This window comes from Pseudomonas sp. WS 5021, assembly GCF_012985535.1.
GTDB lineage: Bacteria > Pseudomonadota > Gammaproteobacteria > Pseudomonadales > Pseudomonadaceae > Aquipseudomonas.
Genome location: NZ_JAAQWP010000003.1, coordinates 756,996 through 779,944 on the forward strand (window position 1 = coordinate 756,996; position 22,949 = coordinate 779,944).

A 22,949-nucleotide genomic window follows, 5' to 3' on the forward strand; every position below is an offset into this window, starting at 1 on the left:
GACATGTCCAGCAGTCCTTATATGTCACCCATCGAGCGGGTGTGGTTCTACAGCTTGCGGATCCTCTGCGGCCTGATCCTGTTGTTCCTGATCCTGCCGGTGCTGGTGATCATCCCGCTGTCATTCAACTCGGGGAGTTTCCTGGTGTACCCGCTGCAGGGGTTTTCGCTGCACTGGTACCAGGACTTCTTCGCCTCGGCGGAATGGATGCGTGCCCTGAAAAACAGCATCATCGTCGCCCCGGCGGCCACGGTGCTGGCGATGGTGTTCGGTACATTGGCTGCCATCGGCCTGACCCGTGGGCATTTTCCCGGCAAGGCGCTGGTGATGGCCCTGGTGATTTCGCCGATGGTGGTGCCGGTGGTGATTATCGGCGTGGCGAGTTACCTGTTCTTCGCTCCGCTGGGGCTGGGCAACAGCTTCTTTTCACTGATCGTGGTGCATGCGGTACTGGGCGTGCCCTTTGTGATCATCACCGTGTCGGCAACGTTGCAGGGCTTCAACCATAACCTGGTGCGGGCAGCGGCCAGCCTGGGGGCATCGCCGCTGACCGCGTTTCGCCGGGTGACGCTGCCGCTGATTGCGCCGGGGGTGATTTCCGGGGCGCTGTTTGCCTTTGCCACCTCGTTCGATGAGGTGGTGGTAACGCTGTTCCTCGCCGGGCCCGAGCAGGCCACCTTGCCTCGGCAGATGTTCAGCGGCATCCGCGAAAACCTCAGCCCGACCATTGCCGCAGCGGCGACTCTGCTGATTGCCTTCTCGGTGGTGCTGTTGCTGACCCTGGAATGGCTGCGTGGGCGCAGCGAAAAACTGCGTACGGCACAGGTCTGACTGCTGAAACCCTATCATCTGTAGGAGCTGGCTTGCCTGCGATGGCCTCGACTCGGTACGAGGCCATCGCAGGCAAGCCAGCTCCTACATTGACCGGGTTCGCTTTGAATGATCTGGCCATTCAGCCGCTGAATGGCAGACAACCCACATTCCCCAGCTATTCTTGTGCCAGCCCCCAACTTTATAAGAGGCCGCGCACATGAGTATCTCCTCATTCAAGATCGCCCATAAATTGCTCACCGGCCCAGGTGCCATCGAGCAATTGGCCGCCGAGCTGACCCGGCTGGATGTCGATAACCCGCTGATCGTCACCGATGCCGCACTGGTCAAGTCCGGCACGGTGCAATTGGCGTTGGCGCAGTTGGGGGATCGCCCCTTTGAGATTTTCGACCGGGTACTGCCCGACCCGGAGATCGCCATCGTCGAAGACTGCATGCAGGTGTACCGCGAAGGCGGGCATGACGGCCTGATCGGTGTGGGCGGCGGCAGTGCCATCGATATTGCCAAGAGCGTCGCCGCCTATGCCGGGTATCACGGCGCCCTGGCGGATTTGTTCGGGGTGGACCAGGTGCCGCGCAAGGGCCCGCCGCTGATCGCCATTCCCACTACGGCCGGCACCGGGTCGGAGGTGACCAATGTGGCGATTCTCTCGGACAAGGCCGCGCAATTGAAAAAAGGCATCGTCAGCGACTACCTGCTGCCGGACGTTGCGCTGATCAGCCCGCAAATGACCCTGACCTGCCCGCGCAGTGTCACGGCGGCCAGTGGTGTGGATGCCCTGGTGCATGCCATCGAGTCGTATCTGTCGCTGAACGCTTCGCCGATCACCGATGCCCTGGCTATCGGGGCGATCAAGTTGATCGCCAAGGCCTTGCCCAAGGCCTACGCCAACCCTTCCAACCTGCAGGCGCGTGACGATATGGCCACCGCCAGCCTGATGGCCGGCATGGCCTTCGGCAATGCCGGGGTGGGCGCGGTGCATGCGTTGGCCTACCCGTTGGGCGGGCGTTTCAATATTGCCCACGGGGTGAGCAACGCATTGCTGCTGCCTTACGTGATGCACTGGAACAAACTGGCCTGTGTCGAGCGCATGCAGGATATCGCCCAGGCCATGGGGGTGAACGTCACGGGCTTGAGCGTCAACGATGCGGCGGACCAGGCCGTGGCGGCCATGACGCGACTGTGTGCCGCAGTGGAGATCCCTTCCGGCCTGCGCAGCTTTGGCGTGCCCGAGGATGCGATCCCGGCCATGGCGGTAGAGGCGGCGGGAATCGAGCGCCTGATGCGCAACAACCCACGCAAGCTGAGCGCGGCGGATATCGAGAAAATCTACCGCGCCGCCTACTAACCATTGAGTCAGGTCACGGTGCGCGCAGCAAAGCATGAGGTATACAATGCGCGCCATCGTGATTTAGCTCAGAAAAGGTGCGTCATGCAGCCCTTCGTTATTGCTCCATCGATCCTCTCCGCCGACTTCGCCCGCCTGGGTGAAGAAGTGGACAACGTGTTGGCCGCCGGTGCCGACTTCGTACACTTCGATGTCATGGACAACCACTATGTGCCGAACCTGACCATCGGCCCGATGGTATGCGCGGCGCTGCGCAAGTACGGCGTGACCGCGCCCATCGATGTGCACCTGATGGTCAGCCCGGTGGACCGCATCATCGGCGACTTCATCGAAGCCGGTGCGACCTACATCACCTTCCACCCGGAAGCCACGCTGCACATCGACCGTTCCCTGCAACTGATCCGCGAAGGCGGCTGCAAGGCCGGGCTGGTGTTCAACCCGGCGACTCCGCTGGACACGCTCAAGTACGTGATGGACAAGGTCGACATGGTCTTGCTGATGAGCGTCAACCCAGGGTTTGGCGGGCAGAAGTTCATCCCCGGCACCCTCGACAAACTGCGTGAAGCCCGTGCGCTGATCGATGCCTCTGGCCGCGATATCCGCCTGGAGATCGACGGTGGGGTCAACGTCAGCAACATCCGTGACATCGCGGCGGCTGGCGCCGATACCTTCGTCGCCGGCTCGGCGATCTTCAACACCCCTGACTACCAGGAAGTGATCGCCAAAATGCGTGCAGAACTGGCGCTGGCGCGTCCATGAGCGGTTTTGAGCAGCTGTTCCCCGGTCAATTGCCGCGGCTGGTGATGTTCGATCTGGACGGCACCCTGGTCGACTCGGTGCCGGACCTGGCGGCTGCGGTGGATCACATGTTGCTCAAGCTGGGGCGCAAACCGGTCGGTATCGAGTCGGTGCGCGACTGGGTCGGCAACGGCGTGCAGGTGCTGGTGCGCCGTGCCTTGGCCAACCATATCGACGCCGAGGACGTCGATGACGTGGAAGCCGAGCACGCGCTGGAACTGTTCAATGCGGCCTACGAAGACGGCCACGAACTGACCGTGGTTTACCCCGGCGTGCGCGACACCCTCAAGTGGCTGCACAAGCAGGGCGTGGAAATGGCCCTGATCACCAACAAGCCGGAGCGCTTTGTCGCTCCGTTGCTGGACCAGATGAAGATCGGGCGGTATTTCCGCTGGATCATCGGCGGCGATACCCTGCCGCAGAAAAAGCCCGACCCGGCGGCGCTGTTCTTTGTGATGAAAATGGCCAATATCCCGGCTTCCCAGTCGCTGTTTGTCGGCGACTCGCGCAGTGATGTGCTGGCGGCGAAAGCGGCGGGGGTCAAGTGCGTGGCCTTGAGCTACGGCTACAACCATGGCCGGCCGATCGCCGAAGAGTCGCCGGCGCTGGTCATTGATGACCTGCGACTGCTAATCCCCGGTTGCTTGGGAGCGGGCGCTGAGATAACGTTGCCCGACGCTGTCCCATCCCCTTCTGGAAATCCCATCGTGGTGGTCACTCGCAAACTCTGGATGAAAGTCATCAAGGCCCTGGCCCGCTGGCGTTGGCGCGCCTGACTGATCCTGGCCGCGCTGCGGCACGTTTGCATACCTGACTGTTAGACCCTCACGCCACGAGGCACCTCATGATCCGCGAAGAATTCCTGCGTTTGGCCGCTGCCGGCTACAACCGCATCCCCATGGCCCGGGAAACCCTGGCTGACTTCGATACACCGCTGTCGATCTACCTGAAACTGGCCGATGAGCCCAATTCCTATCTGTTGGAATCGGTACAGGGCGGCGAGAAGTGGGGCCGGTATTCGATCATCGGCCTGCCGTGCCGCACGGTCCTGCGGGTGCATGACCATCACGTCAGCATCACCCATGACGGCATCGAGATCGAAAGCCACGATGTGCAAGACCCGCTGGCCTTCGTCGAAGCCTTCAAGGCGCGCTACAACGTGCCGACCATCCCTGGCCTGCCGCGTTTCAATGGCGGCCTGGTGGGGTATTTCGGCTACGACTGCGTGCGCTATGTAGAGCAGCGGCTGGGCAAATGCCCGAACCCCGATCCGTTGGGCGTACCGGACATCTTGCTGATGGTTTCCGACGCGGTGGTAGTGTTCGACAACCTGGCCGGCAAGATGCACGCGATCGTGCTCGCCGACCCGGCCCAGGCCGACGCGTTCGAGCAAGGCCAGGCCAGCCTCGAAGCCCTGCTGGACAAGCTGCGCCAGCCGATCACCCCGCGTCGCGGCCTGGACCTCAGCCGTCCACCGGCGGCCGATCCGGTGTTCCGTTCCAGCTTTACCCAGGATGACTACGAGCGCGCGGTCGATACCATCAAGGAGTACATCCTCGCCGGTGACTGCATGCAAGTGGTGCCGTCGCAGCGTATGTCCATCGACTTCAAGGCGGCGCCCATCGACTTGTACCGGGCCCTGCGTTGCTTCAACCCGACGCCGTACATGTACTTCTTCAACTTTGGTGACTTCCACGTGGTGGGCAGTTCGCCGGAAGTACTGGTGCGCGTCGAAGACAACCTGATCACCGTGCGCCCGATTGCCGGTACGCGCCCTCGTGGCGCGACCGAAGAGGCCGATCTGGCGCTCGAAGAGGACCTGCTGTCGGACGACAAGGAAATCGCCGAGCACTTGATGCTCATCGATCTTGGGCGTAACGACACCGGGCGCGTTTCGGAAATCGGCTCGGTGAAGCTCACCGAAAAAATGGTGATCGAGCGTTATTCCAACGTGATGCACATTGTGTCCAACGTCACCGGCGAGCTGAAGGCCGGCCTGACGGCAATGGACGCGCTGCGCGCAATTCTGCCGGCGGGCACCTTGTCTGGCGCACCGAAAATTCGCGCGATGGAAATCATCGACGAACTGGAGCCGGTCAAGCGTGGTGTCTACGGCGGCGCCGTGGGTTATTTCGCGTGGAATGGCAACATGGACACCGCCATTGCGATCCGCACGGCGGTGATCAAGGACGGTGAACTGCACGTGCAGGCGGGCGGCGGGATCGTGGCCGACTCGGTGCCGGCCCTTGAGTGGGAAGAAACCCTGAACAAGCGCCGAGCGATGTTCCGTGCGGTGGCGTTGGCCGAGCAGACGCCGCAAGACTGACGGTCGATCCCGATCTAAATGTGGGGTTGGGCTTGTGTGGGAGCGGGCAAGTCGAATCGTCGCACCGCCGCTCCCACATGGGTTTTATGTTGTTTTTAAGGCTGCGTTAGAAATCCAGGCTCACCCCCACACTGACCCCTTGCTGGGTCAGGCTGTCATCCTTCCTCACGTTGTACGCCGCGCGCAGTGCCAACTCCTGGGTAAGCTTGTGGCTGACCCCGAGGCTCAGGCGATCGGAGTTGCTGCGGGGGGTGTAGCCGTCCAGCTTGAAATCGATCCCCTGCACGCTGTTGAGCGAAATGTTCACCTTTTGGGTGTCATTCTCGAACTCATGCTCGTGAGCCACTTCGCCAAAAACCTGGGTTTGCGGAGTGACGCGGTAGCTACCCTGCAGGCCAACGCCCAGGCGCCTGGAGTCGCGTTGCTGATCATCAAAGGTCAGCGCGGTGGAGCGGTTGCCTTTTTCCCCGTAGCCATCGACTTCGACTCGCGCATAGTCGGCGCTGATGAACGGCGAAAGGTGCCAATCGCTGCCGACCCCGGCAATGTCGTAGCCCACCCGGCCACTCAAGGCCCAGAGCCAGCCGTCGGTGTCGCCTTTTTCCGAGCTTTCACTGACGCCCAGGGCGAACTTGCGCTTGAGGCTGTCGAAGTCCAGCCGGCCGCCGGTCAACGCGGCATCAGCCCACCAGTGGTTGTGCTGATACTGCGCGAATGCGCTGCCCATGTAGCTGTTGAGCTTGTAGTCCGAGTCGCTGGCGCCGGCTTCGAGCGTCTGGCGATACAGCCCGGCCGCCACGCCTACGCGCCAACTGTCGTCGAGGCGATAGCTGGCGCCGACATTCAGGTTGTAGCCACTGCCGTCGCCACTGGCGGAGCTGCCTTGACCGTCGAAGTCCAGGCGCTGGCCACCACCGGCGACAATTGCGCGCCATTGGCCCACGGCCTGCCAGTTGCCGTTGTCCGCCTGCCATTGGTTGCGCAACTCATCCTGGTGGGCGCGCAGTGTGCCGTGGGCCATTTCCGGCAACAGCGTCAGCTCCCAGGGAGCGGCGAGCAGCGAATAGGCATAGTCGGCGATCAAGCGTTGCCCGGCGACGGTGGGGTGGACCGAGTCGTTGTAGATCAGTTTGGTCGGGTCCGGGTTGGTGCCGCCGATGCCATAGGTCGGGTTGGCGGTGCAGCTGTTGCCACTGAAGCAGGTGCCGGTAAGGTTCTGCCCGGTCGCCAGGCCAAATCGGCCAGGGTCGGCGAAGGATTCCTGCAACAGCAGTGGAATATTCAACGGGATGATCTGGGCATCGATCTGCGACAGGCGCTGTACCAATGCCTGGTTGAAAATATTACTCAGGGCGGACGTCGCAGCTTGCTGCGGCGTGCCGTTGATGGCGGGTGTCAGGCCCAGGTCGGGCAGCATCCACACCATGATGTAGCGCGCGCCGGCTTGTTGCAGGGCCTGGGCACTGTCGGCCAGGCGCCCGCCTGCGGCAACGGCTTGGCCTGGACTGAGGACGCGCTGTTGCAGGAAGTCATTGCCGCCACCGGACAGAAAATACAGGGCGTTGGGGTCGGCGCGTCCGCCGTTTGCCGGCAGATACCCCTGGCGGCTGCGCAACACCGTGCCGGCGCCCGCATTGCCCGGAGGGATCGCCGTGTTGGATAGCGAGGTGATGGAATCCAGGATGTTGTCGGTACGGTAGCCGCCGACCGCCCAGTTGTTGCCATCAGGCAAGCCTTGGGCCGCGCGAACCGGAGAGGTGGAGGCATTCAGGTCGTTCGCTGCCACGCCTAGTTTGGAGCCCAGCAGGGTCGAGGAAACCAGGCCGTAGTCGCCCTGGAATGTGGGACCGGTACGGTTGGTAAAACGCAGGGTGGCACCGGACAGACCATCGGGAAACTGGCCCGCGTCCGCCAGGCTATCGCCGAAAACGACCATGGTTGAATAAGGTGAAGGGGCTGCAAACGCCTGCGCGCAGGCCAGCGCCAGGAGGCAGGCGGCAAGGGGCGCAACAAAAGATGGTCTGAGCATACGCAATTCCATGTGATTGTTTTTGTATCGGAAGTGAAACACTAGCAATGTAGTGGGAGTTGCCTGTGAGGAAAATCGTTTTTTTCCTACAAACCCTTTGTCATGCCCCCCGTATTTGCTGCTCCATATTGCACCGCTGGCGAGGCTACGTTACTGTGCGGGAACGTATGAATGAGACCCTCCCCGTGTTGATCATCAGCAAACTCTTGATGCGAGTAGTCAAGGCACACGCCCGTTGGCGTTGGCGCGCCTGAATTTTCTCTGCCGGCCCGGCCGGACCTGTACCGATTTGCCTTCTTCACCCTTTGTTCGACGCCCCTTGCCGGCTGACCCCGGCAACCGGAAAGTGCGTCTGGCAGCGGGTCACTCTCTTGGAAGGCGGTCATTCGAAATCAGTGAATTCAAGAGGTTTGAACCCACATGTTGCTGATGATTGATAACTACGACTCCTTTACCTACAACGTTGTGCAATACCTGGGCGAGCTCGGTGCCGAGGTCAAGGTGGTGCGCAACGATGAAATGACCGTGGCACAGATTGCTGCCCTGAACCCTGAGCGCATTGTGGTTTCCCCTGGCCCGTGCACGCCGACCGAGGCGGGTATCTCCCTGGAAGCCATCCAGTTTTTCGCCGGCAAGCTGCCGATCCTCGGGGTTTGCCTGGGCCACCAGTCCATCGGCCAGGCGTTCGGCGGCGACGTAGTGCGCGCCCGCCAGGTGATGCACGGCAAGACCAGCCCGGTGTTCCATAATGATCAGGGCGTGTTCCAGGGCCTGAACCTGCCGGTGACGGTGACCCGCTACCACTCGTTGGTGGTCAAGCGCGAAACCTTGCCCGAGTGCCTGGAGCTGACGGCCTGGACCCAGTTGGAAGACGGCTCGGTCGACGAGATCATGGGCCTGCGGCACAAGACACTGAATGTCGAAGGGGTGCAATTTCACCCTGAATCGATTCTGACCGAGCAGGGCTACGAGCTGTTCGCCAACTTTCTCAAGCAGAGCGGCGGCACGCGCTAAGGACTTTCCATGGATATCAAGACTGCCCTGAGCCGTATCGTCGGCCATCTGGACCTGAGCACCGCTGAAATGAGCGATGTGATGCGCGAAATCATGACCGGTCAATGCACCGATGCGCAGATTGGCGCCTTTATGATGGCCATGCGTATGAAGAGCGAGAGCATCGACGAAATCGTCGGCGCCGTCTCGGTGATGCGCGAGTTGGCGGACAAGGTCGAGCTCAAGACCCTCGACGGCGTGGTCGATGTGGTCGGCACCGGCGGCGATGGTGCGAATATTTTCAACGTCTCGACGGCCTCCTCCTTCGTGGTGGCGGCTGCCGGTTGCACCGTAGCCAAGCACGGCAACCGTGCTGTATCCGGCAAGAGCGGCAGTGCCGACCTGCTGGAGGCAGCAGGTATCTACCTGAACCTGACCCCGGTGCAGGTGGCGCGCTGCATCGACAGCGTTGGCATCGGCTTTATGTTTGCCCAGTCCCACCATGGTGCGATGAAACACGCCGCCGGACCGCGCAAGGACCTTGGCCTGCGTACCCTGTTCAACATGCTTGGCCCGCTTACGAATCCGGCCGGTGTGAAACATCAGGTGGTGGGCGTGTTCAGCCAGGCACTGTGCCGGCCATTGGCCGAAGTCCTGCAGCGCCTGGGTAGCAAGCATGTGCTGGTGGTGCACTCCAAGGATGGCCTGGACGAATTCAGTCTTGCGGCGCCGACCTTTGTGGCGGAACTGAAGAACGATCAGGTCACTGAGTATTGGGTCGAGCCAGAGGATCTGGGCATGAAGAGCCAGAGCCTGCACGGCCTGGCGGTGGAAAGCCCGGCCGCTTCCCTGGAATTGATTCGCGATGCCCTGGGGCGTCGCAAGACTGAAAACGGTCAGAAAGCGGCAGAGATGATTGTTCTGAATGCTGGCGCGGCACTTTACGCAGCCGATCACGCCTATAGTCTTACAGAAGGTGTCGCCTTGGCCCACGATGCGCTGCATACGGGTCTGGCTCGCGAAAAGCTCGAAGAGCTGGGAGCATTCACGGCCGTATTCAAAATGGAGAATGAAGGATGAGCGTGCCAACAGTCCTGGAAAACATCCTCGCCCGTAAAGCTGAAGAAGTCGCCGAGCGCCGCGCCCGCGTGAGCCTGGCCGAGCTGGAAGGCCTGGCGAAAAGCGCCGATGCACCGCGCGGCTTCGCCAATGCCCTGATCACCCAGGCCAAGCTCAAGCAGCCAGCGGTGATCGCCGAGATCAAAAAGGCCTCGCCAAGCAAAGGCGTGATCCGCGAGCACTTCGTGCCAGCAGAGATTGCTGCCAGCTATGAGAAAGGCGGGGCGACCTGCCTTTCGGTGTTGACCGATATCGACTACTTCCAGGGCTCCGACGCTTACCTGCAACAAGCCCGCGCCGCGTGCAAGTTGCCGGTGATCCGCAAGGACTTCATGATCGACCCGTACCAGATCGTCGAGGCCCGGGCGTTGGGCGCCGATTGCGTGCTGTTGATTGTTTCGGCGCTGGACGACGTGCAGATGGCCGAACTGGCGGCAGTTGCCAAGGGCGTGGGCCTGGATGTATTGGTCGAGGTCCACGACGGTGACGAACTGGAACGCGCGCTGAAAACCCTCGACACACGCTTGGTGGGGGTCAACAACCGCAACTTGCACACCTTTGAGGTCAGCCTCGAAACCACGCTGGACTTGCTGCCGCGCATTCCCCGCGACCGCCTGGTGATTACCGAGAGCGGTATCGTCAATCGTGCGGATGTGGAGCTGATGGAAATCAGCGACGTCTACTCGTTCCTGGTTGGCGAGACTTTTATGCGTGCGGAGAATCCTGGGGCTGAGTTGCAGCGCCTGTTTTTCCCGGAGCGTGGTCTGCCGGTCAGCGGCTCGACGCTGGATTGATTCAAAACGCGGTCACGGTAGGAGCTGGCTTGTGTGGGAGCTGGCTTGCCTGCGATAGCAGACTTTCAGTCAATGCATTGGTGACTGATACGTTGCTATCGCGAGCAAGCCAGCTCCCACATTTGTTTTTGTGTTTATTCAGAGAGGTAGATGCCCGATGATCCAGCCCGTAGCGATGACCGTTGAAGCAGGCCTTGCCGCCGAGCAAGACTTGCTGGCCGCCGTCTGCGCGGGTGAGCAATCATTCGGCCTGCTGTTCTGGCAACCCAGTGACCAGGCACTGGTAATGCCTCGGCGCCTGAGCCGCCTGCCCGCATTTGACGCGGCCAGCCAGGTATCGGCGGCCCACGGCTGGCCGGTGTTGCTGCGCGAAACCGGGGGCGAGCCGGTGCCGCAGTCAGCGGCGACGGTGAACATTGCACTGGTCTACGCGCCGCCACGTAGTGAGGGCGACCAGGGTCGGATTGAAACCGGATATTTGCGCCTGTGCCAACCCATCTGCGATTTGCTGACCGAGTTGGGCGGCGATGCCTCCGTGGGCGAAATCGACGGTGCCTTTTGCGATGGTCGCTATAACGTCAATCTCGACGGACGCAAGATGGTCGGCACTGCCCAGCGTTGGCGCCAGAGTGGTGGGCGCCCGGTGGGCCTGGTGCATGGCGCACTGTTGCTGGATAACCATCGTGAGGAACTGATTGCTGCGGTCAATCGCTTCAATCAGGCGTGTGGCCTGGAGCAACGGGTGTGCGCTGACAGCCATATCGCCCTGCATGAAGCTTTTGCGGCGCCGGATGCGATCAGCCGCCTCGACGGTTTGTACCGGCAGATGCTGGCGCAGGTCTTTGCGCACTAGCGAGTGCCGAACACCACCATCGTCTTGCCTTTGACGTGAACCAGGTTGCGTTCCTCCAGATCCTTGAGCACTCGACCGACCATCTCCCGCGAACAACCGACGATGCGCCCGATTTCCTGGCGCGTAACCTTGATCTGCATGCCGTCGGGATGAGTCATGGCGTCTGGCTGCTTGCACAGCTCCAGCAGGCAGCGGGCGACACGCCCGGTGACATCGAAGAACGCCAGGTCGCCGACTTTGCGCGTGGTGTTGCGCAAGCGCTGGGCAATCTGGCCGCTCAGGGCGTAGAGGATGTCTGGATCCTGTTCGGCCAGCTCGCGAAATTTTGCATAGCTGATTTCCGCGACCTCACACTCGATCTTGGCCCTCACCCAGGCGCTACGCTCCTGTTCTTTTCCGGCTTGCTCAAACAGGCCCAGCTCGCCGAAAAAGTCCCCGGTATTGAGGTAGGCGATGATCATCTCGCGGCCGTCTTCATCCTCGATCAGGATCGTGACCGAACCTTTGATAATGAAGAACAGGGTTTCCGAGCGCTCCCCGGCGCAGATGATGTTCTGCTTGGCCGGATAGCGTCGACGCTGACAGTGGGTCAGTAACTTATCGAGGTTCTTGATCTTGGGTATGGGGGTAATAGCAACCATGGTTGTATCCCGAAAAGACTGCACGGTGTGGTTGGACTTATATTTTTATCGAGCGAGGTCCATCCAATGGATGGCAATGCGCCATTGATTTGGCGCCAGCTTAACAGACACATTCTGACTCGATCAGGGAATTTATCTATCACGGCCTACTGTTGATCGTATTGCGGGTGGGCACTGCGCTCGCGAGGGCCTGTGATAAGCTGGCGCCCCTTTTTTAGCAGTGGAGTCTGGGCGATGAAGGCACGCATCCAATGGGCGGGCGAAGCCATGTTCCTCGGTGAATCGGGCAGCGGCCATGTGGTGGTCATGGATGGCCCGCCGGAAGCCGGTGGTCGCAATCTGGGTGTACGGCCCATGGAAATGCTCCTGCTCGGCGTGGGCGGCTGCAGCAACTTCGATGTGGTCAGCATCCTGAAGAAGTCGCGCCAGGCGGTGGAAAGCTGCGAAGCCTTTCTAGAAGCCGAACGCGCGACTGAAGACCCGAAGGTGTTCACCAAGATCCATATGCATTTTGTGGTCAAGGGCCGCGCGCTGAAAGAAGCGCAGGTCAAGCGGGCCGTCGAGCTGTCGGCGCAGAAGTACTGCTCGGCCTCGATCATGCTCGGCGCGGCCGGCGTGGCCATTACTCATGATTACGAGATCGTTGAGTTGGGTTGATCACAGGATCAACCGGCAAAAAAGAAAGGGCGCTTTGAAAGCGCCCTTTTTTGCAGCTCAGATCCGGTAGGTGCTTTTGGTCATGACCTTGGCCAGCAGGCTCATGCCAAACCTAACCGGTGCCGGGAAGCGGAAACCGCCGGCATCCAGTGCGCTTTCTGCGTGATGTTCTTCGTCGATACGCATCTGCTCAAGAATCGCCCGGGACTTTTCGTCCTCGGCCGGCAGTTGTTCCAGATGCTCATCCAGGTGCTTGCACACCTGGTGCTCGGTCGCTGCGACAAAACCCAGGCTGACCTTGTCGCTGATCAGGCCGGCAGCGGCGCCGATACCAAACGACAAACCATAAAACAGTGGGTTCAGCACGCTGGGGTGGCTGCCCAATTGGCGGATACGTTGTTCACACCAGGCCAGGTGGTCGATTTCTTCCTCGGCCGCATGCTCCATGGCTGCGCGTACTTGCGGCAGCTTGGCGGTCAAGGCCTGACCCTGGTACAGCGCCTGGGCACAGACTTCACCGGTATGGTTGATACGCATCAGGCCTGCGACGTGGCGGGTATCCGTCTCGCTCATTTGCGCTTCGGGTTGCACGATGGCAGGTGACGGGCGATACGGCTGGCCGCTGAAGAGCAGCAGCGTGCGCATGGCCGTGTCGGCTTGCAGCAACAGTCGGTCAATCGGCGAGTAGTGACGTTGGGTAGTCATGCTGACCTCCGGGAAAAATCTCGGCGGCCAGTTTACCGCAAGAGAGGGGCGTGCGTTTGCGCTGGGTCATGCTTCTTATAGGGGCCGGCTTGCCGGCGATGAGGCTCTTGAGACCGCCATCGCCGGCAAGCCGACCCCTACAATTGGGGTTTCAGCCCGGTGGCCAGTTCATCTGGCGTTGACCCAGTACATGCATATGAATGTGATAGACGGTCTGGCCGCCATCTTCATTGCAGTTCATTACCACGCGAAAGCCTTTTTCGCAGCCTTGCTCCACGGCCAGGCGCTGGGCGGTGAACAGGATGTGTCCTGCCAGGCCTTTGTCTTCTTCCGTCAGGTCGTTGAGGGTGCGGATCGGCTTCTTTGGAATCACCAGGAAATGCACGGGGGCCATTGGCGCAATATCGTGGAAGGCCAGGACCTGGTCATCCTCGTAGATAATCCTCGCGGGTATTTCTCTGTTGATGATCTTGGTGAACAGAGTATCCACAGCTGTTTCTCCATTATGAAAGTGCAGGGTGAGTGTACCCAGCAGGTCAACGCGGGCAATAGGCCTTGTTGATGGCGCCGGCAATCTTGCGGGTCAGCCAGCGTGGGCTCAAGCGCGGGCTGAACGCCAGCCAGCGATTACGGCGACCGGGAACAATGATCGCCTTGTTCTTTGCCAGGGCACGTACGGTGTGCAGTGCCACTTCTTCCGGGCTTATCAGCTGCTGACGGTCCAGCTTGGCGGTGTCCATCTGTGCGGTGCCGAAGAAGGCGGTGCGTGTCGGGCCGGGGCAGAGCACTGAAACCTTGATGCCGCAGCTCTTCAGCTCTTCGCGCAGGCCTTCGGAGAAATGCAGCACATAGGCCTTGCTGGCGTAGTAGGTGCTCATCCATGGCCCCGGCTGGAAGGCTGCGACCGAGGCGACGTTGAGAATCTGCCCACCGCCGTGCAGGGCCATGGAGTTACCCAGCGCGTGGCACAGGCGGGTCAGGGCAAGGATGTTGACTTCGATCAGGTCCTGCTCGGTCATCCAGTCCTGGGCGAGGAATGGGCCACTGGTACCGATACCGGCGCAGTTGACCAGCAAGTCGATCTGCCGCTCACCTTCTTCCAGCTCCAGCAGGAACCCAGACAGGCGCAATGGCTCGCCCAGGTCACAGGCGCGGAACAACACTTCGACGCCAAAGCGTTGGGTCAGCTCAATGGCAATACTTTCCAACTGATCACGCTGGCGGGCCACCAGAATCAAGCTGCGGCCGCGACGGGCCAGTGCTTCAGCCAAGGCCAGGCCGATGCCGCTGGAGGCACCGGTGATCAGAGCGTAACGGGTCATGCGTTTCTCCATCGCAACGCCACCGAGCCTGCGACAGATGCGTCACAGGCGTGGGGCGTTTTTTCATTCTTGCGCAGAGTCTACAGGTTCGGCCGCATCGTCAGCACTTTGCACATCTTCTTCACCCACGATGACGCTCTGATCAGCGTCTTCATCGGTGGTCATGGAGCTGTTTTCATAGCCACCGTCCACGCTGCTTTCGAGCTGGTCCAGGTAACCGCTCATGGCCAGCATCACCGTAGCGGCGAATATCAATGGGAGCAGCGCCAGCCACAGGGTGGCCAGGACCTTCACCGCGGTCGAGTTGCGTGGCGGTGGCGCACCATATTGGTTGGCACCCGCATTGCCAGGCAGCACGATCAGCAGGATCGGGAAAATGCTGCCCACGATCGGTACAAGGTTCAGGAACCATAACCAGCCGGACCAGCCCAGGTCATGTAGGCGCTGCACGGTGATCTGGACACTGATCCACACAGATGCCACGAGCACGACGAAACCGAGCAGTGAGCCAATGATGATCGCCGCAGTGGGAGATACCGCGGCAATACCCAGGCCCACGGTAAACAGGGCACCCACGACGGTGAACAAGGCCAGGCTCAGCACCAGGGTCCAGGCGAGGAAGCGCAAGCGCCCGATACGCCCGTTGACGGTAAACACCTTGAGGGTGGAAAACTCTGGAAGGTTTTCCCCTACAACTGCGCGCGGCGGTGCGTATGGTGAGGCGGCTGGACGCGAAAAATCGGCGGTCGCGGAGTCGGTCTCATGGGTTTCAGCCAGGCTGAAGGCCACGGGTTGTTCGGCTTCGATGCGCGCATCGACGCCGGCGTTTTTCAGGGCTGCCAGATAGGTGTCGGCATCGGCGTGAGAAAGGTCGCGCTTCAAGGCCACCGGGCGCCCGGTGAAGAGTTTTTCAATCGCTTCGACGTCGCTTTTGAATAATTCGGCCAGGTTCAGCTTGGCGGTGGTGCTTTCGACACCCGGGAGCAGGGCTCCATCAAACACAATCTTGAAACGGTTGTCGCTCATGCGGGCATCCTTGTCACTTTTCAGGGGTAATGCAGGCCTGCTTCAATGGGCAGGCCTGGCGGGTGAGTCAGCGCGGCCAGCGCAATTGTGCCGCTTGCTCGCGTGCCTTGCGGTATTCGGCATCGAGGCGGGCAACCAGTTCATCGACGCTGGGCAAATCGTCAATCTCTCCGACGCCTTGGCCGGCGGACCATACAGTCTTCCAGGCCTTTGCCTCGTCGCTGAGTGGCTTGAGCTTGGAGCCAAAGTTCACTTCGCCCTTGCCTTGCAGGGCGGCAAGGTCGAAACCGGCGTTTTCCAGGCTTTGGCGCATAAAGCTTGCGGGCACGCCCGACACCGCCGGAGTGTGCACGATATCGGCTGCGCGCGATGTGAGCAGCATCTCTTTATAGGCATCGGGGGCGTGGCTTTCAGTGGTGCCGATAAAGCGCGTGCCGAAATACGCGAGGTCTGCCCCGAGCAATTGTGCGGCGAGGATCTCGTGCCCATGGTTCAGGCAGCCGGCCAGCAGGAGGGTCTTGTCGAAGAACTGGCGGATCTCGGCGATCAGCGAGAACGGGCTCCAGGTGCCGGCATGGCCGCCAGCCCCCGCCGCCACGGCGATCAGTCCGTCGACGCCGGCTTCTGCGGCTTTTTCGGCGTGGCGCCGGGTAGTGACGTCGTGGAACACCAGGCCGCCATAGCTGTGTACGGCGTCTACCAATTCCTTGACCGCACCCAGGCTGGTGATAACGATCGGCACCTTGTGCTCGACGCAGATCGCCAGGTCAGCCTCAAGGCGCGGGTTGCTGTTGTGCACGATCAGGTTGACCGCGTAGGGCGCGGGGTTTTCCAGCAGTGCCAGGCCCGCCTCGATTTCTTCCAGCCAGGCCTTGAACCCGCTGCTTTCGCGCTGGTTGAGTGCCGGGAAACTCCCGACCACGCCATTGCGGCAGCACGCCAGGACCAGTTGCGGATTGGAAATCAGGAACATCGGCGCAGCCACCACGGGCAGGCGCAGGCGTTGTTCTAGCAAAGCGGGCAGCGACATTGGAAGTACCCCAGGTTAAGTGCGGCTGATTAGAGTTAGAACGGCTTTACGACGACCAAAATTACAATAGCCAGCAATATCAGAACTGGCACTTCATTGAACCAGCGATAAAAGACATGGCTGCGGGTGTTTTCGCCACGGGCAAAACGTTTTACCTGGGCGCCACACATATGGTGGTAGCCGATCAGGATCACCACCAAGGTCAGCTTGGCGTGCATCCAGCCACCCTGGCTGAAGACACTCGGGTTAAGGCTGATCAACCAGATACCGAATACCAGCGTGGCGATCATCGCCGGCAGCATGATGCCCTTGTACAGCTTGCGCTCCATGATGCAGAAGCGCTCCTGGCTGACGGCATCCTGGCTTTGTGCGTGGTAGACGAACAGGCGCGGAAGGTAAAACAGCCCGGCAAACCAGCAGACAATGCTGACGATATGAAAGGCTTTGAGCCATAGATAAAGCATTTTTAGTTATTCCCAGGTTCACGGTAACTGGAGATAGTAGAGGTTAGAGTGCGCGCACGTCACGTTGACGGTTGTCGCAGAACGATACGGCCCCTATTATCGACGGCTTTCCAGTGGGTTCGTTGAGGGCAGGTTTATGGTCAAGGTCGGTATCGTCGGCGGCACGGGTTACACCGGTGTCGAATTGCTGCGTCTGTTGGCTCAGCATCCGCAAGCTGAGGTGGTGGTCATCACCTCCCGATCCGAGGCCGGCCTGGCCGTTGCCGATATGTATCCCAACCTGCGCGGTCATTACGACGGCCTGGCGTTCAGCGTTCCGGATATCAAGACCCTGGGCGCCTGCGATGTGGTGTTTTTCGCGACCCCCCACGGTGTTGCCCATGCGTTGGCCGGCGAGCTGCTGGCCGCCGGGACCAAGGTCATTGACCTCTCGGCGGACTTCCGTTTGCAGGATGCCGATGAGTGGGCCAAGTGGTACGGCCAGCCCCATGGTGCTCCAGAGCTGCTTGAAGAGGCGGTGTATGGTTTGCCAGAGGTTAATCGTGAGCAGATCAAGCAGGCGCGTCTGATCGCCGTGCCGGGTTGCTATCCGACGGCTACGCAGCTGGGTTTCCTACCGCTGCTGGAAGCTGGCCTGGCGGATGCCTCGCGCCTGATTGCCGACTGCAAGTCGGGGGTCAGCGGTGCCGGTCGTGGTGCGGCCGTAGGCTCCTTGTACTCCGAGACCTCGGAAAGTATGAAGGCGTATGCCGTGAAAGGGCATCGTCACCTGCCGGAAATTCGCCAGGGCTTGCGCCTTGCGGCTGGCAGTGACGTCGGCCTGACGTTCGTGCCGCACTTGACCCCGATGATCCGTGGGATTCACTCGACACTGTATGCAACGGTCGTGGATCGCTCGGTGGATCTGCAGGCATTGTTTGAAAAGCGTTATGCCAATGAGCCGTTCGTCGATGTAATGCCTGCCGGTAGCCACCCGGAAACCCGCAGCGTGCGCGGTGCCAACGTGTGCCGGATTGCCGTGCATCGGCCGCAGGATGGCGACCTGGTAGTGGTGTTGTCGGTAATCGATAACTTGGTCAAGGGCGCGTCGGGCCAGGCTGTACAGAACTTGAACATCTTGTTCGGCCTGGATGAGAAGCTTGGCTTGTCCCACGCCGGCATGCTGCCTTAAGGCTTTGGCTGCTGTGCAAAAGGCCCGTTGATCGGGCCTTTCGTGTTTTTAAGGGGCGCCGGGCAGATTGATATACCGTAACAATAGTTGACCGCTTTTCTAGGAGAAGCGGATAATGGCCGCCATCACGCATATGGCGGCGCTACGCCGGGAGATTATCAGCATGAGCGTTGAATCCTTCACCCCCACGGCTTTGCAATTCACCCACGGTGCTGCGCACAAGGTGAAGAGCCTGGTCGATGAAGAGGGTAATGATCGCTTGAAGCTGCGCGTATTCGTTACGGGCGGCGGTTGTTCAGGGTTTCAGTACGGCTTTACCTTCGATGAAGATGTGGCCGATGACGACACCATCGTCGAGCGCGAGGGCGTAAGCCTGGTCGTGGATCCGATGAGCTTCCAGTACTTGGCAGGCGCCGAGGTGGATTACCAGGAAGGTTTGGAAGGCTCGCGCTTTGTGATCAAGAACCCGAATGCCACCACGACGTGTGGTTGCGGTTCGTCGTTCTCGATCTGATCGATAGCGGATAGGCAAAACGCCGCTTGGCTCTTATGGAGCCAAGCGGCGTTTTGCTATGTGCGTGTCAGGCGGGGTAGATCGCGCCAAGTACGCGAAGGCCGCGTGCACCCGTCACGCTTGGGCGGTTGGCGGCGATGCCTTCAAGGCAGCAATGGGCCAGCCAGGCGAAGGCCATGGCTTCCACCCAGTCAGGGTCTACGCCGTGGGTGGCGGTGCTGCTCACGCGGGTGGCCGGTAGCATGGCGGCGAGGCGCTTCATCAACGTCGTGTTGTGGGCGCCGCCGCCACATACCAGCAGGGTCTCGGTGTGCGGCTGTGCGGTTTTCAACGACTCGACGATGGTGTGCGCCGTCAGCTCCAGCAGCGTGGCCTGGACATCCTGTGCATCGAATGATGGCAGTCGACCGAGGTGGTGCTCCAGCCAAGACAGGTTGAAGACTTCGCGCCCAGTGCTTTTCGGGCCCTGGGTCAGGAAGAAAGGGTCGCTGAGCAACGCGGTGAGCAACTGTGGCTCGATCTTTCCTGTCGCAGCCCACTGGCCGTCGCGGTCAAAGGTGTCGCCCCGTTGCTGGTGAATCCAGGCGTCGAGCAGGACGTTGCCCGGGCCGCAGTCAAACCCCGCTACTGGTTTGCCGGTCTCGATCAGGCTCAGATTGCTGAAGCCGCCGACATTCAGCACTGCCCGGTTGCCGCTGGTCTGGCCGAACAGCGCTTCGTGAAAGGCAGGCACCAGTGGCGCACCCTGGCCACCGGCGGCCACATCGCGACTACGGAAGTCACTGACGACGGTTATTCCAGTCAGCTCGGTCAGTAAAGCGGGGTTGCCAATCTGCACGGTAAAGCCGCGGGCAGGTTCGTGGCGAATAGTCTGCCCATGACTGCCAATCGCCCGGATGTCGGCGGGCGTGAGTTGCTGTTGCTCAAGCAGGGCATGAATGCCCTGGGCGGCGAGGGTGACCCAGTTTTGCTGGGCAATCGCCGAGCGCGCAATCTCGTCCGGGCCGCTGGCACAAAGGCCCAGCAGCTCCGCACGCAGGGATTCAGGCATGGGGATGTAATGCGTGGCGATCAGCTTGACCGCCGTGTTTTGCTCGATCAGCGCAATGTCCAGGCCGTCGAGGCTGGTCCCGGACATCACACCTATATAGAGCGCCATCGCTTAGCGCTTCGCCGAAGCCAGCATGGTGGCGCGTTCCTGGTCCATGCGTGCCATCAGCGGCTGGCTTTGCTGAAGAAAGCGGGCGCGCTCGGCCTTGGCGATGGGGTCGGCCATAGGCAACTTCTGGCCTAGCGGGTCGACGTGCACGCCGTTGACCTGGAACTCATAATGCAGGTGCGGGCCGGTGGACAGGCCGGTGGTGCCGATATAGCCGATCACCTGGCCTTGCTTGACGTTGCCGCCGGTCTTCACGCCTTTGGCAAAGCCTTGCATATGCCCGTACAGCGTACGGTAGCTGTTGCCGTGCTGGATGATAACGGTATTGCCGTAGCCGCCCCGGCGCCCGGCCAGTAGCACCTTGCCGTCACCGGCAGCCTTGATTGGCGTGCCGCGGGGTGCTGCATAGTCCACACCTTTGTGGGCGCGGATTTTGTTCAGAATTGGATGCTTGCGGCCCATGGAAAAACGCGAGCTAATACGGGCGAAGTCAACCGGAGTACGGATGAAGGCCTTGCGCATGCTATTGCCGTCGGCGGTGTAGTAGCTGCTATTGCCTTGTTTGTTGGTGTAGCGCACAGCGGTGTAGGTCTTGCCGCGGTTGGTAAAGCGCGCCGACAGGATATTGCCGGTGCCGACAACCTTGCCATTGGCCACCTTTTGCTCGTAGATCACGTCGAACTCGTCACCCTGGCGAATATCCTGAGCAAAATCGATGTCGTAGCCAAACACGCTGGCCATGTCCATGGTCATGCTGTGGGACAGGCCTGCGCGCGCCGCCGACTGGGACAGCGAGCTGTTGATCACGCCATGAATATAGGCAGAGCGCATTACCGGCTTGGTGGTCACGCGATTGAAGGCAAAGCCCTTGGCACCCTTGGTCAGGGTGATGCTTTCAAGGTCATTGAGATTGCTGTGCAGGGTGGTCAGTTGACCGTCTGGGCTGAGCTCGAACTCAAGCTTCTGGCCGCGCTTGAGCTGGGTGAATTGCTTGGCTTGCTTGTCGCTGGCCAGCACATCGTTAACGGTCGCGGCTGGAAGGCCGACTTTCTCGAACAGTGTCGACAGTGTGTCGCCTTTGGCCACGATCACTTCACGGTGTTCGGGACCTTTTGCTACCTGGGGTACAGGGGCTGCCTGGGCGGTTGCCTTGGTGTCATCCGTGCTGTCTTCAATCTGTGCAAAGGGTGACTCGACGCTCGCGGTTGTGGCTTGTTGGGCGTCAGAAGCGTCTTGGTCTTGTGTCAGTTGTTCAACCGGACTCTCCAAGTCAAGACTCAGGGTCGTTCGTTTGGCTTCTACGTCACTGGAAGGGAATACCAGGAGTGCCAGGCTGAGAAGGGCGGCGATACCACTTGCGGCGAGCAGGTGGGTCTTCGGGTAAAGCGGCGGCGCTTTAGACGGTTCAGTGGTCATAGGTAATTTTGACTTTGAAAAGATGAAATGGAAAAGATGAATGACATGATGAAGATGAAATAACTGTATAAAATATAACCAAATCATCTGTGGTGCAAGCTTGCGAATGCCGGGCTCGCCGAATGGTGTCCGTTTGCAGGGCAAAACTTGTAATTAGTCCCTGATCTTGTATGGTTGGTTCCCTTTGAATCTGAGCTTTGCGGGTCTGTTATGAAGTCGGTTGAAGAGCAGCTAGCGCTGATCAAACGTGGTGCGGAAGAACTGTTGGTCGAGGCCGAGCTGATCGAAAAGCTCAAGCGTGGCCAACCCCTTCGTATTAAGGCTGGCTTTGATCCGACGGCACCGGATCTGCACCTGGGTCATACCGTGCTTATTAATAAGCTGCGTCAGTTCCAGGAGCTGGGGCACCAGGTGATCTTCCTTATAGGTGATTTCACCGGGATGATCGGCGATCCGAGCGGCAAGAGTGCTACGCGCCCGCCGCTGACCCGTGAACAGGTCCTCGATAATGCCGAGACCTACAAGACTCAGGTCTTCAAGATTCTTGATCCGGCCAAGACCGAAGTGGCGTTCAATTCCACTTGGATGGATAAAATGGGGCCGGCGGACTTCATTCGTCTGACGTCCCAGTACACTGTTGCGCGGATGCTCGAGCGCGATGACTTCGATAAGCGCTACTCCACCAATCAGCCCATCGCGATTCACGAGTTCCTGTACCCGTTGGTTCAAGGGTATGACTCGGTGGCGCTGCGTGCGGATGTCGAGCTGGGCGGTACCGATCAGAAGTTCAACCTGTTGATGGGGCGTGAGCTGCAGCGCGCGTATGGTCAGGAGGCTCAATGCATTCTGACCATGCCATTGCTGGAAGGGTTGGATGGCGTGAAGAAGATGTCCAAGTCGTTGGGCAACTATGTCGGCATCCAGGAAGCGCCGGGTGTGATGTACGGCAAGCTGGTTTCTATCCCTGATGCTTTGATGTGGCGGTACTTCGAGTTGTTGAGCTTCCGCTCGATGGATGAGATCAACGCATTGCGTGCCGATGTGGAGGCGGGTGCGAACCCGCGGGACGTCAAGATCAAGCTGGCGGAAGAAATTGTTGCGCGCTTCCATGGCGAGGAGGCTGCGGCCAGTGCTCATCGTGCTGCGGGCAATCGTATGAAGGATGGTGAGCTGCCGGATGATCTGCCTGAGATTGAATTGACTGCTGGCGAGGCGATGCCGATCGCGGCTGTCCTTAATAAGGCGGGATTGGTGAAGAACTCGGCGGTTGCACGCGACCTTCTCGGTTCCGGTGGTGTGCGTATAGATGGTGAGGTTGTCGATCGCTCCTTTATATACGAGCTGGGTGCGACCCACGTTTGCCAGGCTGGCAAGAAGGCATTTGCGCGGATTACGCTTAAATCCGAATAAACCTGAAAGTAACGGTTGACGGCGATTTATATCTGTCTATAATTCGCCCCACTTCCGGCGCAGTCGAAACGGAAAACTCCTTGGTAAACAAAGAGTTATGTGGTTTTCGGCAGCAGGTTGCTTCAGTTCATCGAAGCCAAAAGGAAGTTGAAAAAGAGGTGTTGACAGCAGCGTGTAACGCTGTAGAATTCGCCTCCCGCTGACGAGAGATCGAAGGCGCAAGTGGTTGAAGTTGTTGAGGAAAATCTCGAGGCTTCTGAAAATAATCACTTGACAGCAAATGAGGCTGCTGTAGAATGCGCGCCTCGGTTGAGACGAAAGATCTTAACCAACCGCTCTTTAA

General features: G+C 60.2%; 23 protein-coding genes. 13 read left to right on the plus strand and 10 right to left on the minus strand.

The genetic code is table 11. The annotated features are described in order from the left end of the window. Window positions 1-3: 3 nt before the first annotated feature. From HBO19_RS13435 to trpE, 5 genes are all read left to right on the plus strand, one after another. Window positions 4-831, plus strand: coding sequence for an ABC transporter permease (locus HBO19_RS13435; protein WP_029296783.1), 828 nt, complete (start codon window positions 4-6; stop codon window positions 829-831). Window positions 832-1,030: 199 nt separating this feature from the next. Continuing rightward, window positions 1,031-2,179, plus strand: a complete 1,149-nt coding sequence (locus HBO19_RS13440; protein ID WP_169953823.1) for an iron-containing alcohol dehydrogenase — start codon at window positions 1,031-1,033, stop codon at window positions 2,177-2,179. An 84-nt stretch (window positions 2,180-2,263) separates the two neighbouring features. Continuing rightward, complete coding sequence (gene rpe / locus HBO19_RS13445; RefSeq protein WP_169953824.1) at window positions 2,264-2,938, plus strand: ribulose-phosphate 3-epimerase; 675 nt, start codon at window positions 2,264-2,266, stop codon at window positions 2,936-2,938. Next, window positions 2,935-3,753 carry a phosphoglycolate phosphatase gene (locus HBO19_RS13450; RefSeq protein ID WP_170057653.1) on the plus strand — a complete coding sequence of 273 codons (819 nt, stop codon included), beginning with the start codon at window positions 2,935-2,937 and terminating at the stop codon, window positions 3,751-3,753. The genes rpe and HBO19_RS13450 overlap by 4 nt, the downstream gene beginning before the upstream one ends. Window positions 3,754-3,821: 68 nt before the next feature. Then, complete coding sequence (gene trpE / locus HBO19_RS13455) at window positions 3,822-5,303, plus strand: anthranilate synthase component I (RefSeq protein ID WP_169953826.1); 1,482 nt, start codon at window positions 3,822-3,824, stop codon at window positions 5,301-5,303. A gap of 106 nt (window positions 5,304-5,409) precedes the next feature. Here trpE and estP read toward each other — a convergent pair whose 3' ends face one another. Continuing rightward, complete coding sequence (estP, locus tag HBO19_RS13460) at window positions 5,410-7,332, minus strand: esterase EstP (RefSeq protein WP_170057654.1); 1,923 nt, start codon at window positions 7,330-7,332, stop codon at window positions 5,410-5,412. A gap of 420 nt (window positions 7,333-7,752) precedes the next feature. Between estP and HBO19_RS13465 the strand changes: the two genes are divergently transcribed. From HBO19_RS13465 to HBO19_RS13480, 4 genes are all read left to right on the plus strand, one after another. Continuing rightward, window positions 7,753-8,346 carry an aminodeoxychorismate/anthranilate synthase component II gene (locus HBO19_RS13465; RefSeq protein ID WP_038443772.1) on the plus strand — a complete coding sequence of 198 codons (594 nt, stop codon included), beginning with the start codon at window positions 7,753-7,755 and terminating at the stop codon, window positions 8,344-8,346. Between the two features lie 9 nt (window positions 8,347-8,355). Then, the gene (trpD, locus tag HBO19_RS13470) at window positions 8,356-9,405 is read left to right on the plus strand and encodes an anthranilate phosphoribosyltransferase (RefSeq protein ID WP_170057655.1); all 1,050 of its coding nucleotides are present in this window, start codon (window positions 8,356-8,358) and stop codon (window positions 9,403-9,405) included. Further along, window positions 9,402-10,238, plus strand: a complete 837-nt coding sequence (gene trpC, locus HBO19_RS13475) for an indole-3-glycerol phosphate synthase TrpC (protein WP_169953828.1) — start codon at window positions 9,402-9,404, stop codon at window positions 10,236-10,238. The genes trpD and trpC overlap by 4 nt, the downstream gene beginning before the upstream one ends. Before the next feature lie 157 nt (window positions 10,239-10,395). After that, complete coding sequence (locus tag HBO19_RS13480) at window positions 10,396-11,091, plus strand: lipoate--protein ligase family protein (RefSeq protein ID WP_170057656.1); 696 nt, start codon at window positions 10,396-10,398, stop codon at window positions 11,089-11,091. Here HBO19_RS13480 and crp read toward each other — a convergent pair. After that, entirely contained in the window at window positions 11,088-11,732 is a 645-nt protein-coding gene (gene crp, locus HBO19_RS13485; protein WP_169953830.1) for a cAMP-activated global transcriptional regulator CRP, read from the minus strand. The genes HBO19_RS13480 and crp overlap by 4 nt on opposite strands. A gap of 234 nt (window positions 11,733-11,966) precedes the next feature. Here crp and HBO19_RS13490 point away from each other — a divergent pair, with 234 nt between their 5' ends. Further along, a complete protein-coding gene (locus HBO19_RS13490) occupies window positions 11,967-12,389 on the plus strand; it encodes an OsmC family protein (RefSeq protein WP_169953831.1) in 423 nt (140 codons plus the stop codon). Between the two features lie 57 nt (window positions 12,390-12,446). Here HBO19_RS13490 and coq7 read toward each other — a convergent pair whose 3' ends face one another. The 6 genes from coq7 to hemJ all read right to left on the minus strand — a co-directional run bounded on the left by coq7 (window position 12,447) and on the right by hemJ (window position 16,936). Beyond that, entirely contained in the window at window positions 12,447-13,094 is a 648-nt protein-coding gene (gene coq7, locus HBO19_RS13495) for a 2-polyprenyl-3-methyl-6-methoxy-1,4-benzoquinone monooxygenase (RefSeq protein ID WP_170057657.1), read from the minus strand. A 151-nt stretch (window positions 13,095-13,245) separates the two neighbouring features. Then, window positions 13,246-13,584 carry a histidine triad nucleotide-binding protein gene (locus HBO19_RS13500; protein ID WP_032858506.1) on the minus strand — a complete coding sequence of 113 codons (339 nt, stop codon included), beginning with the start codon at window positions 13,582-13,584 and terminating at the stop codon, window positions 13,246-13,248. A gap of 46 nt (window positions 13,585-13,630) precedes the next feature. Next, the gene (locus tag HBO19_RS13505; protein WP_169953833.1) at window positions 13,631-14,416 is read right to left on the minus strand and encodes an SDR family oxidoreductase; all 786 of its coding nucleotides are present in this window, start codon (window positions 14,414-14,416) and stop codon (window positions 13,631-13,633) included. Between the two features lie 63 nt (window positions 14,417-14,479). Next, window positions 14,480-15,442, minus strand: coding sequence for a DUF805 domain-containing protein (locus HBO19_RS13510; protein ID WP_170057658.1), 963 nt, complete (start codon window positions 15,440-15,442; stop codon window positions 14,480-14,482). A 67-nt stretch (window positions 15,443-15,509) separates the two neighbouring features. Next, a complete protein-coding gene (locus tag HBO19_RS13515) occupies window positions 15,510-16,472 on the minus strand; it encodes a nitronate monooxygenase family protein (protein ID WP_169953835.1) in 963 nt (320 codons plus the stop codon). A 35-nt stretch (window positions 16,473-16,507) separates the two neighbouring features. Beyond that, complete coding sequence (gene hemJ / locus HBO19_RS13520) at window positions 16,508-16,936, minus strand: protoporphyrinogen oxidase HemJ (RefSeq protein WP_169953836.1); 429 nt, start codon at window positions 16,934-16,936, stop codon at window positions 16,508-16,510. A 136-nt stretch (window positions 16,937-17,072) separates the two neighbouring features. On the opposite strand from hemJ, the gene argC reads away from it, so the two are divergent. Both argC and erpA read left to right on the plus strand, forming a co-directional pair. Then, complete coding sequence (gene argC, locus HBO19_RS13525; RefSeq protein ID WP_170057659.1) at window positions 17,073-18,107, plus strand: N-acetyl-gamma-glutamyl-phosphate reductase; 1,035 nt, start codon at window positions 17,073-17,075, stop codon at window positions 18,105-18,107. Between the two features lie 163 nt (window positions 18,108-18,270). Further along, window positions 18,271-18,621, plus strand: coding sequence for an iron-sulfur cluster insertion protein ErpA (gene erpA, locus HBO19_RS13530; protein ID WP_003176443.1), 351 nt, complete (start codon window positions 18,271-18,273; stop codon window positions 18,619-18,621). A gap of 67 nt (window positions 18,622-18,688) precedes the next feature. Here the strand turns inward: erpA and HBO19_RS13535 are convergent, their stop codons facing one another. Together HBO19_RS13535 and HBO19_RS13540 are read right to left on the minus strand one after the other, a co-directional pair. Next, entirely contained in the window at window positions 18,689-19,780 is a 1,092-nt protein-coding gene (locus HBO19_RS13535) for an anhydro-N-acetylmuramic acid kinase (protein ID WP_170057660.1), read from the minus strand. Window positions 19,781-19,783: 3 nt separating this feature from the next. Then, window positions 19,784-21,196, minus strand: a complete 1,413-nt coding sequence (locus tag HBO19_RS13540) for a peptidoglycan DD-metalloendopeptidase family protein (RefSeq protein ID WP_170057661.1) — start codon at window positions 21,194-21,196, stop codon at window positions 19,784-19,786. A gap of 210 nt (window positions 21,197-21,406) precedes the next feature. On the opposite strand from HBO19_RS13540, the gene tyrS reads away from it, so the two are divergent. Continuing rightward, the gene (tyrS, locus tag HBO19_RS13545; protein ID WP_170042264.1) at window positions 21,407-22,606 is read left to right on the plus strand and encodes a tyrosine--tRNA ligase; all 1,200 of its coding nucleotides are present in this window, start codon (window positions 21,407-21,409) and stop codon (window positions 22,604-22,606) included. The last annotated feature ends 343 nt before the right edge of the window (window positions 22,607-22,949 follow it).

Bases quoted from the DNA above. Each gene is read 5' to 3' on its own strand.
- HBO19_RS13435 (WP_029296783.1), top strand. From the start codon at position 4: ATGTCCAGCAGTCCTTATATGTCACCCATCGAGCGGGTGTGGTTCTAC.
- HBO19_RS13440 (WP_169953823.1), top strand. From the start codon at position 1,031: ATGAGTATCTCCTCATTCAAGATCGCCCATAAATTGCTCACCGGCCCA.
- rpe (WP_169953824.1), top strand. From the start codon at position 2,264: ATGCAGCCCTTCGTTATTGCTCCATCGATCCTCTCCGCCGACTTCGCC.
- HBO19_RS13450 (WP_170057653.1), top strand. From the start codon at position 2,935: ATGAGCGGTTTTGAGCAGCTGTTCCCCGGTCAATTGCCGCGGCTGGTG.
- trpE (WP_169953826.1), top strand. From the start codon at position 3,822: ATGATCCGCGAAGAATTCCTGCGTTTGGCCGCTGCCGGCTACAACCGC.
- estP (WP_170057654.1), bottom strand. From the start codon at position 7,332: ATGCTCAGACCATCTTTTGTTGCGCCCCTTGCCGCCTGCCTCCTGGCG.
- HBO19_RS13465 (WP_038443772.1), top strand. From the start codon at position 7,753: ATGTTGCTGATGATTGATAACTACGACTCCTTTACCTACAACGTTGTG.
- trpD (WP_170057655.1), top strand. From the start codon at position 8,356: ATGGATATCAAGACTGCCCTGAGCCGTATCGTCGGCCATCTGGACCTG.
- trpC (WP_169953828.1), top strand. From the start codon at position 9,402: ATGAGCGTGCCAACAGTCCTGGAAAACATCCTCGCCCGTAAAGCTGAA.
- HBO19_RS13480 (WP_170057656.1), top strand. From the start codon at position 10,396: ATGATCCAGCCCGTAGCGATGACCGTTGAAGCAGGCCTTGCCGCCGAG.
- crp (WP_169953830.1), bottom strand. From the start codon at position 11,732: ATGGTTGCTATTACCCCCATACCCAAGATCAAGAACCTCGATAAGTTA.
- HBO19_RS13490 (WP_169953831.1), top strand. From the start codon at position 11,967: ATGAAGGCACGCATCCAATGGGCGGGCGAAGCCATGTTCCTCGGTGAA.
- coq7 (WP_170057657.1), bottom strand. From the start codon at position 13,094: ATGACTACCCAACGTCACTACTCGCCGATTGACCGACTGTTGCTGCAA.
- HBO19_RS13505 (WP_169953833.1), bottom strand. From the start codon at position 14,416: ATGACCCGTTACGCTCTGATCACCGGTGCCTCCAGCGGCATCGGCCTG.
- HBO19_RS13510 (WP_170057658.1), bottom strand. From the start codon at position 15,442: ATGAGCGACAACCGTTTCAAGATTGTGTTTGATGGAGCCCTGCTCCCG.
- HBO19_RS13515 (WP_169953835.1), bottom strand. From the start codon at position 16,472: ATGTCGCTGCCCGCTTTGCTAGAACAACGCCTGCGCCTGCCCGTGGTG.
- hemJ (WP_169953836.1), bottom strand. From the start codon at position 16,936: ATGCTTTATCTATGGCTCAAAGCCTTTCATATCGTCAGCATTGTCTGC.
- argC (WP_170057659.1), top strand. From the start codon at position 17,073: ATGGTCAAGGTCGGTATCGTCGGCGGCACGGGTTACACCGGTGTCGAA.
- erpA (WP_003176443.1), top strand. From the start codon at position 18,271: ATGAGCGTTGAATCCTTCACCCCCACGGCTTTGCAATTCACCCACGGT.
- HBO19_RS13535 (WP_170057660.1), bottom strand. From the start codon at position 19,780: ATGGCGCTCTATATAGGTGTGATGTCCGGGACCAGCCTCGACGGCCTG.
- HBO19_RS13540 (WP_170057661.1), bottom strand. From the start codon at position 21,196: ATGACCACTGAACCGTCTAAAGCGCCGCCGCTTTACCCGAAGACCCAC.
- tyrS (WP_170042264.1), top strand. From the start codon at position 21,407: ATGAAGTCGGTTGAAGAGCAGCTAGCGCTGATCAAACGTGGTGCGGAA.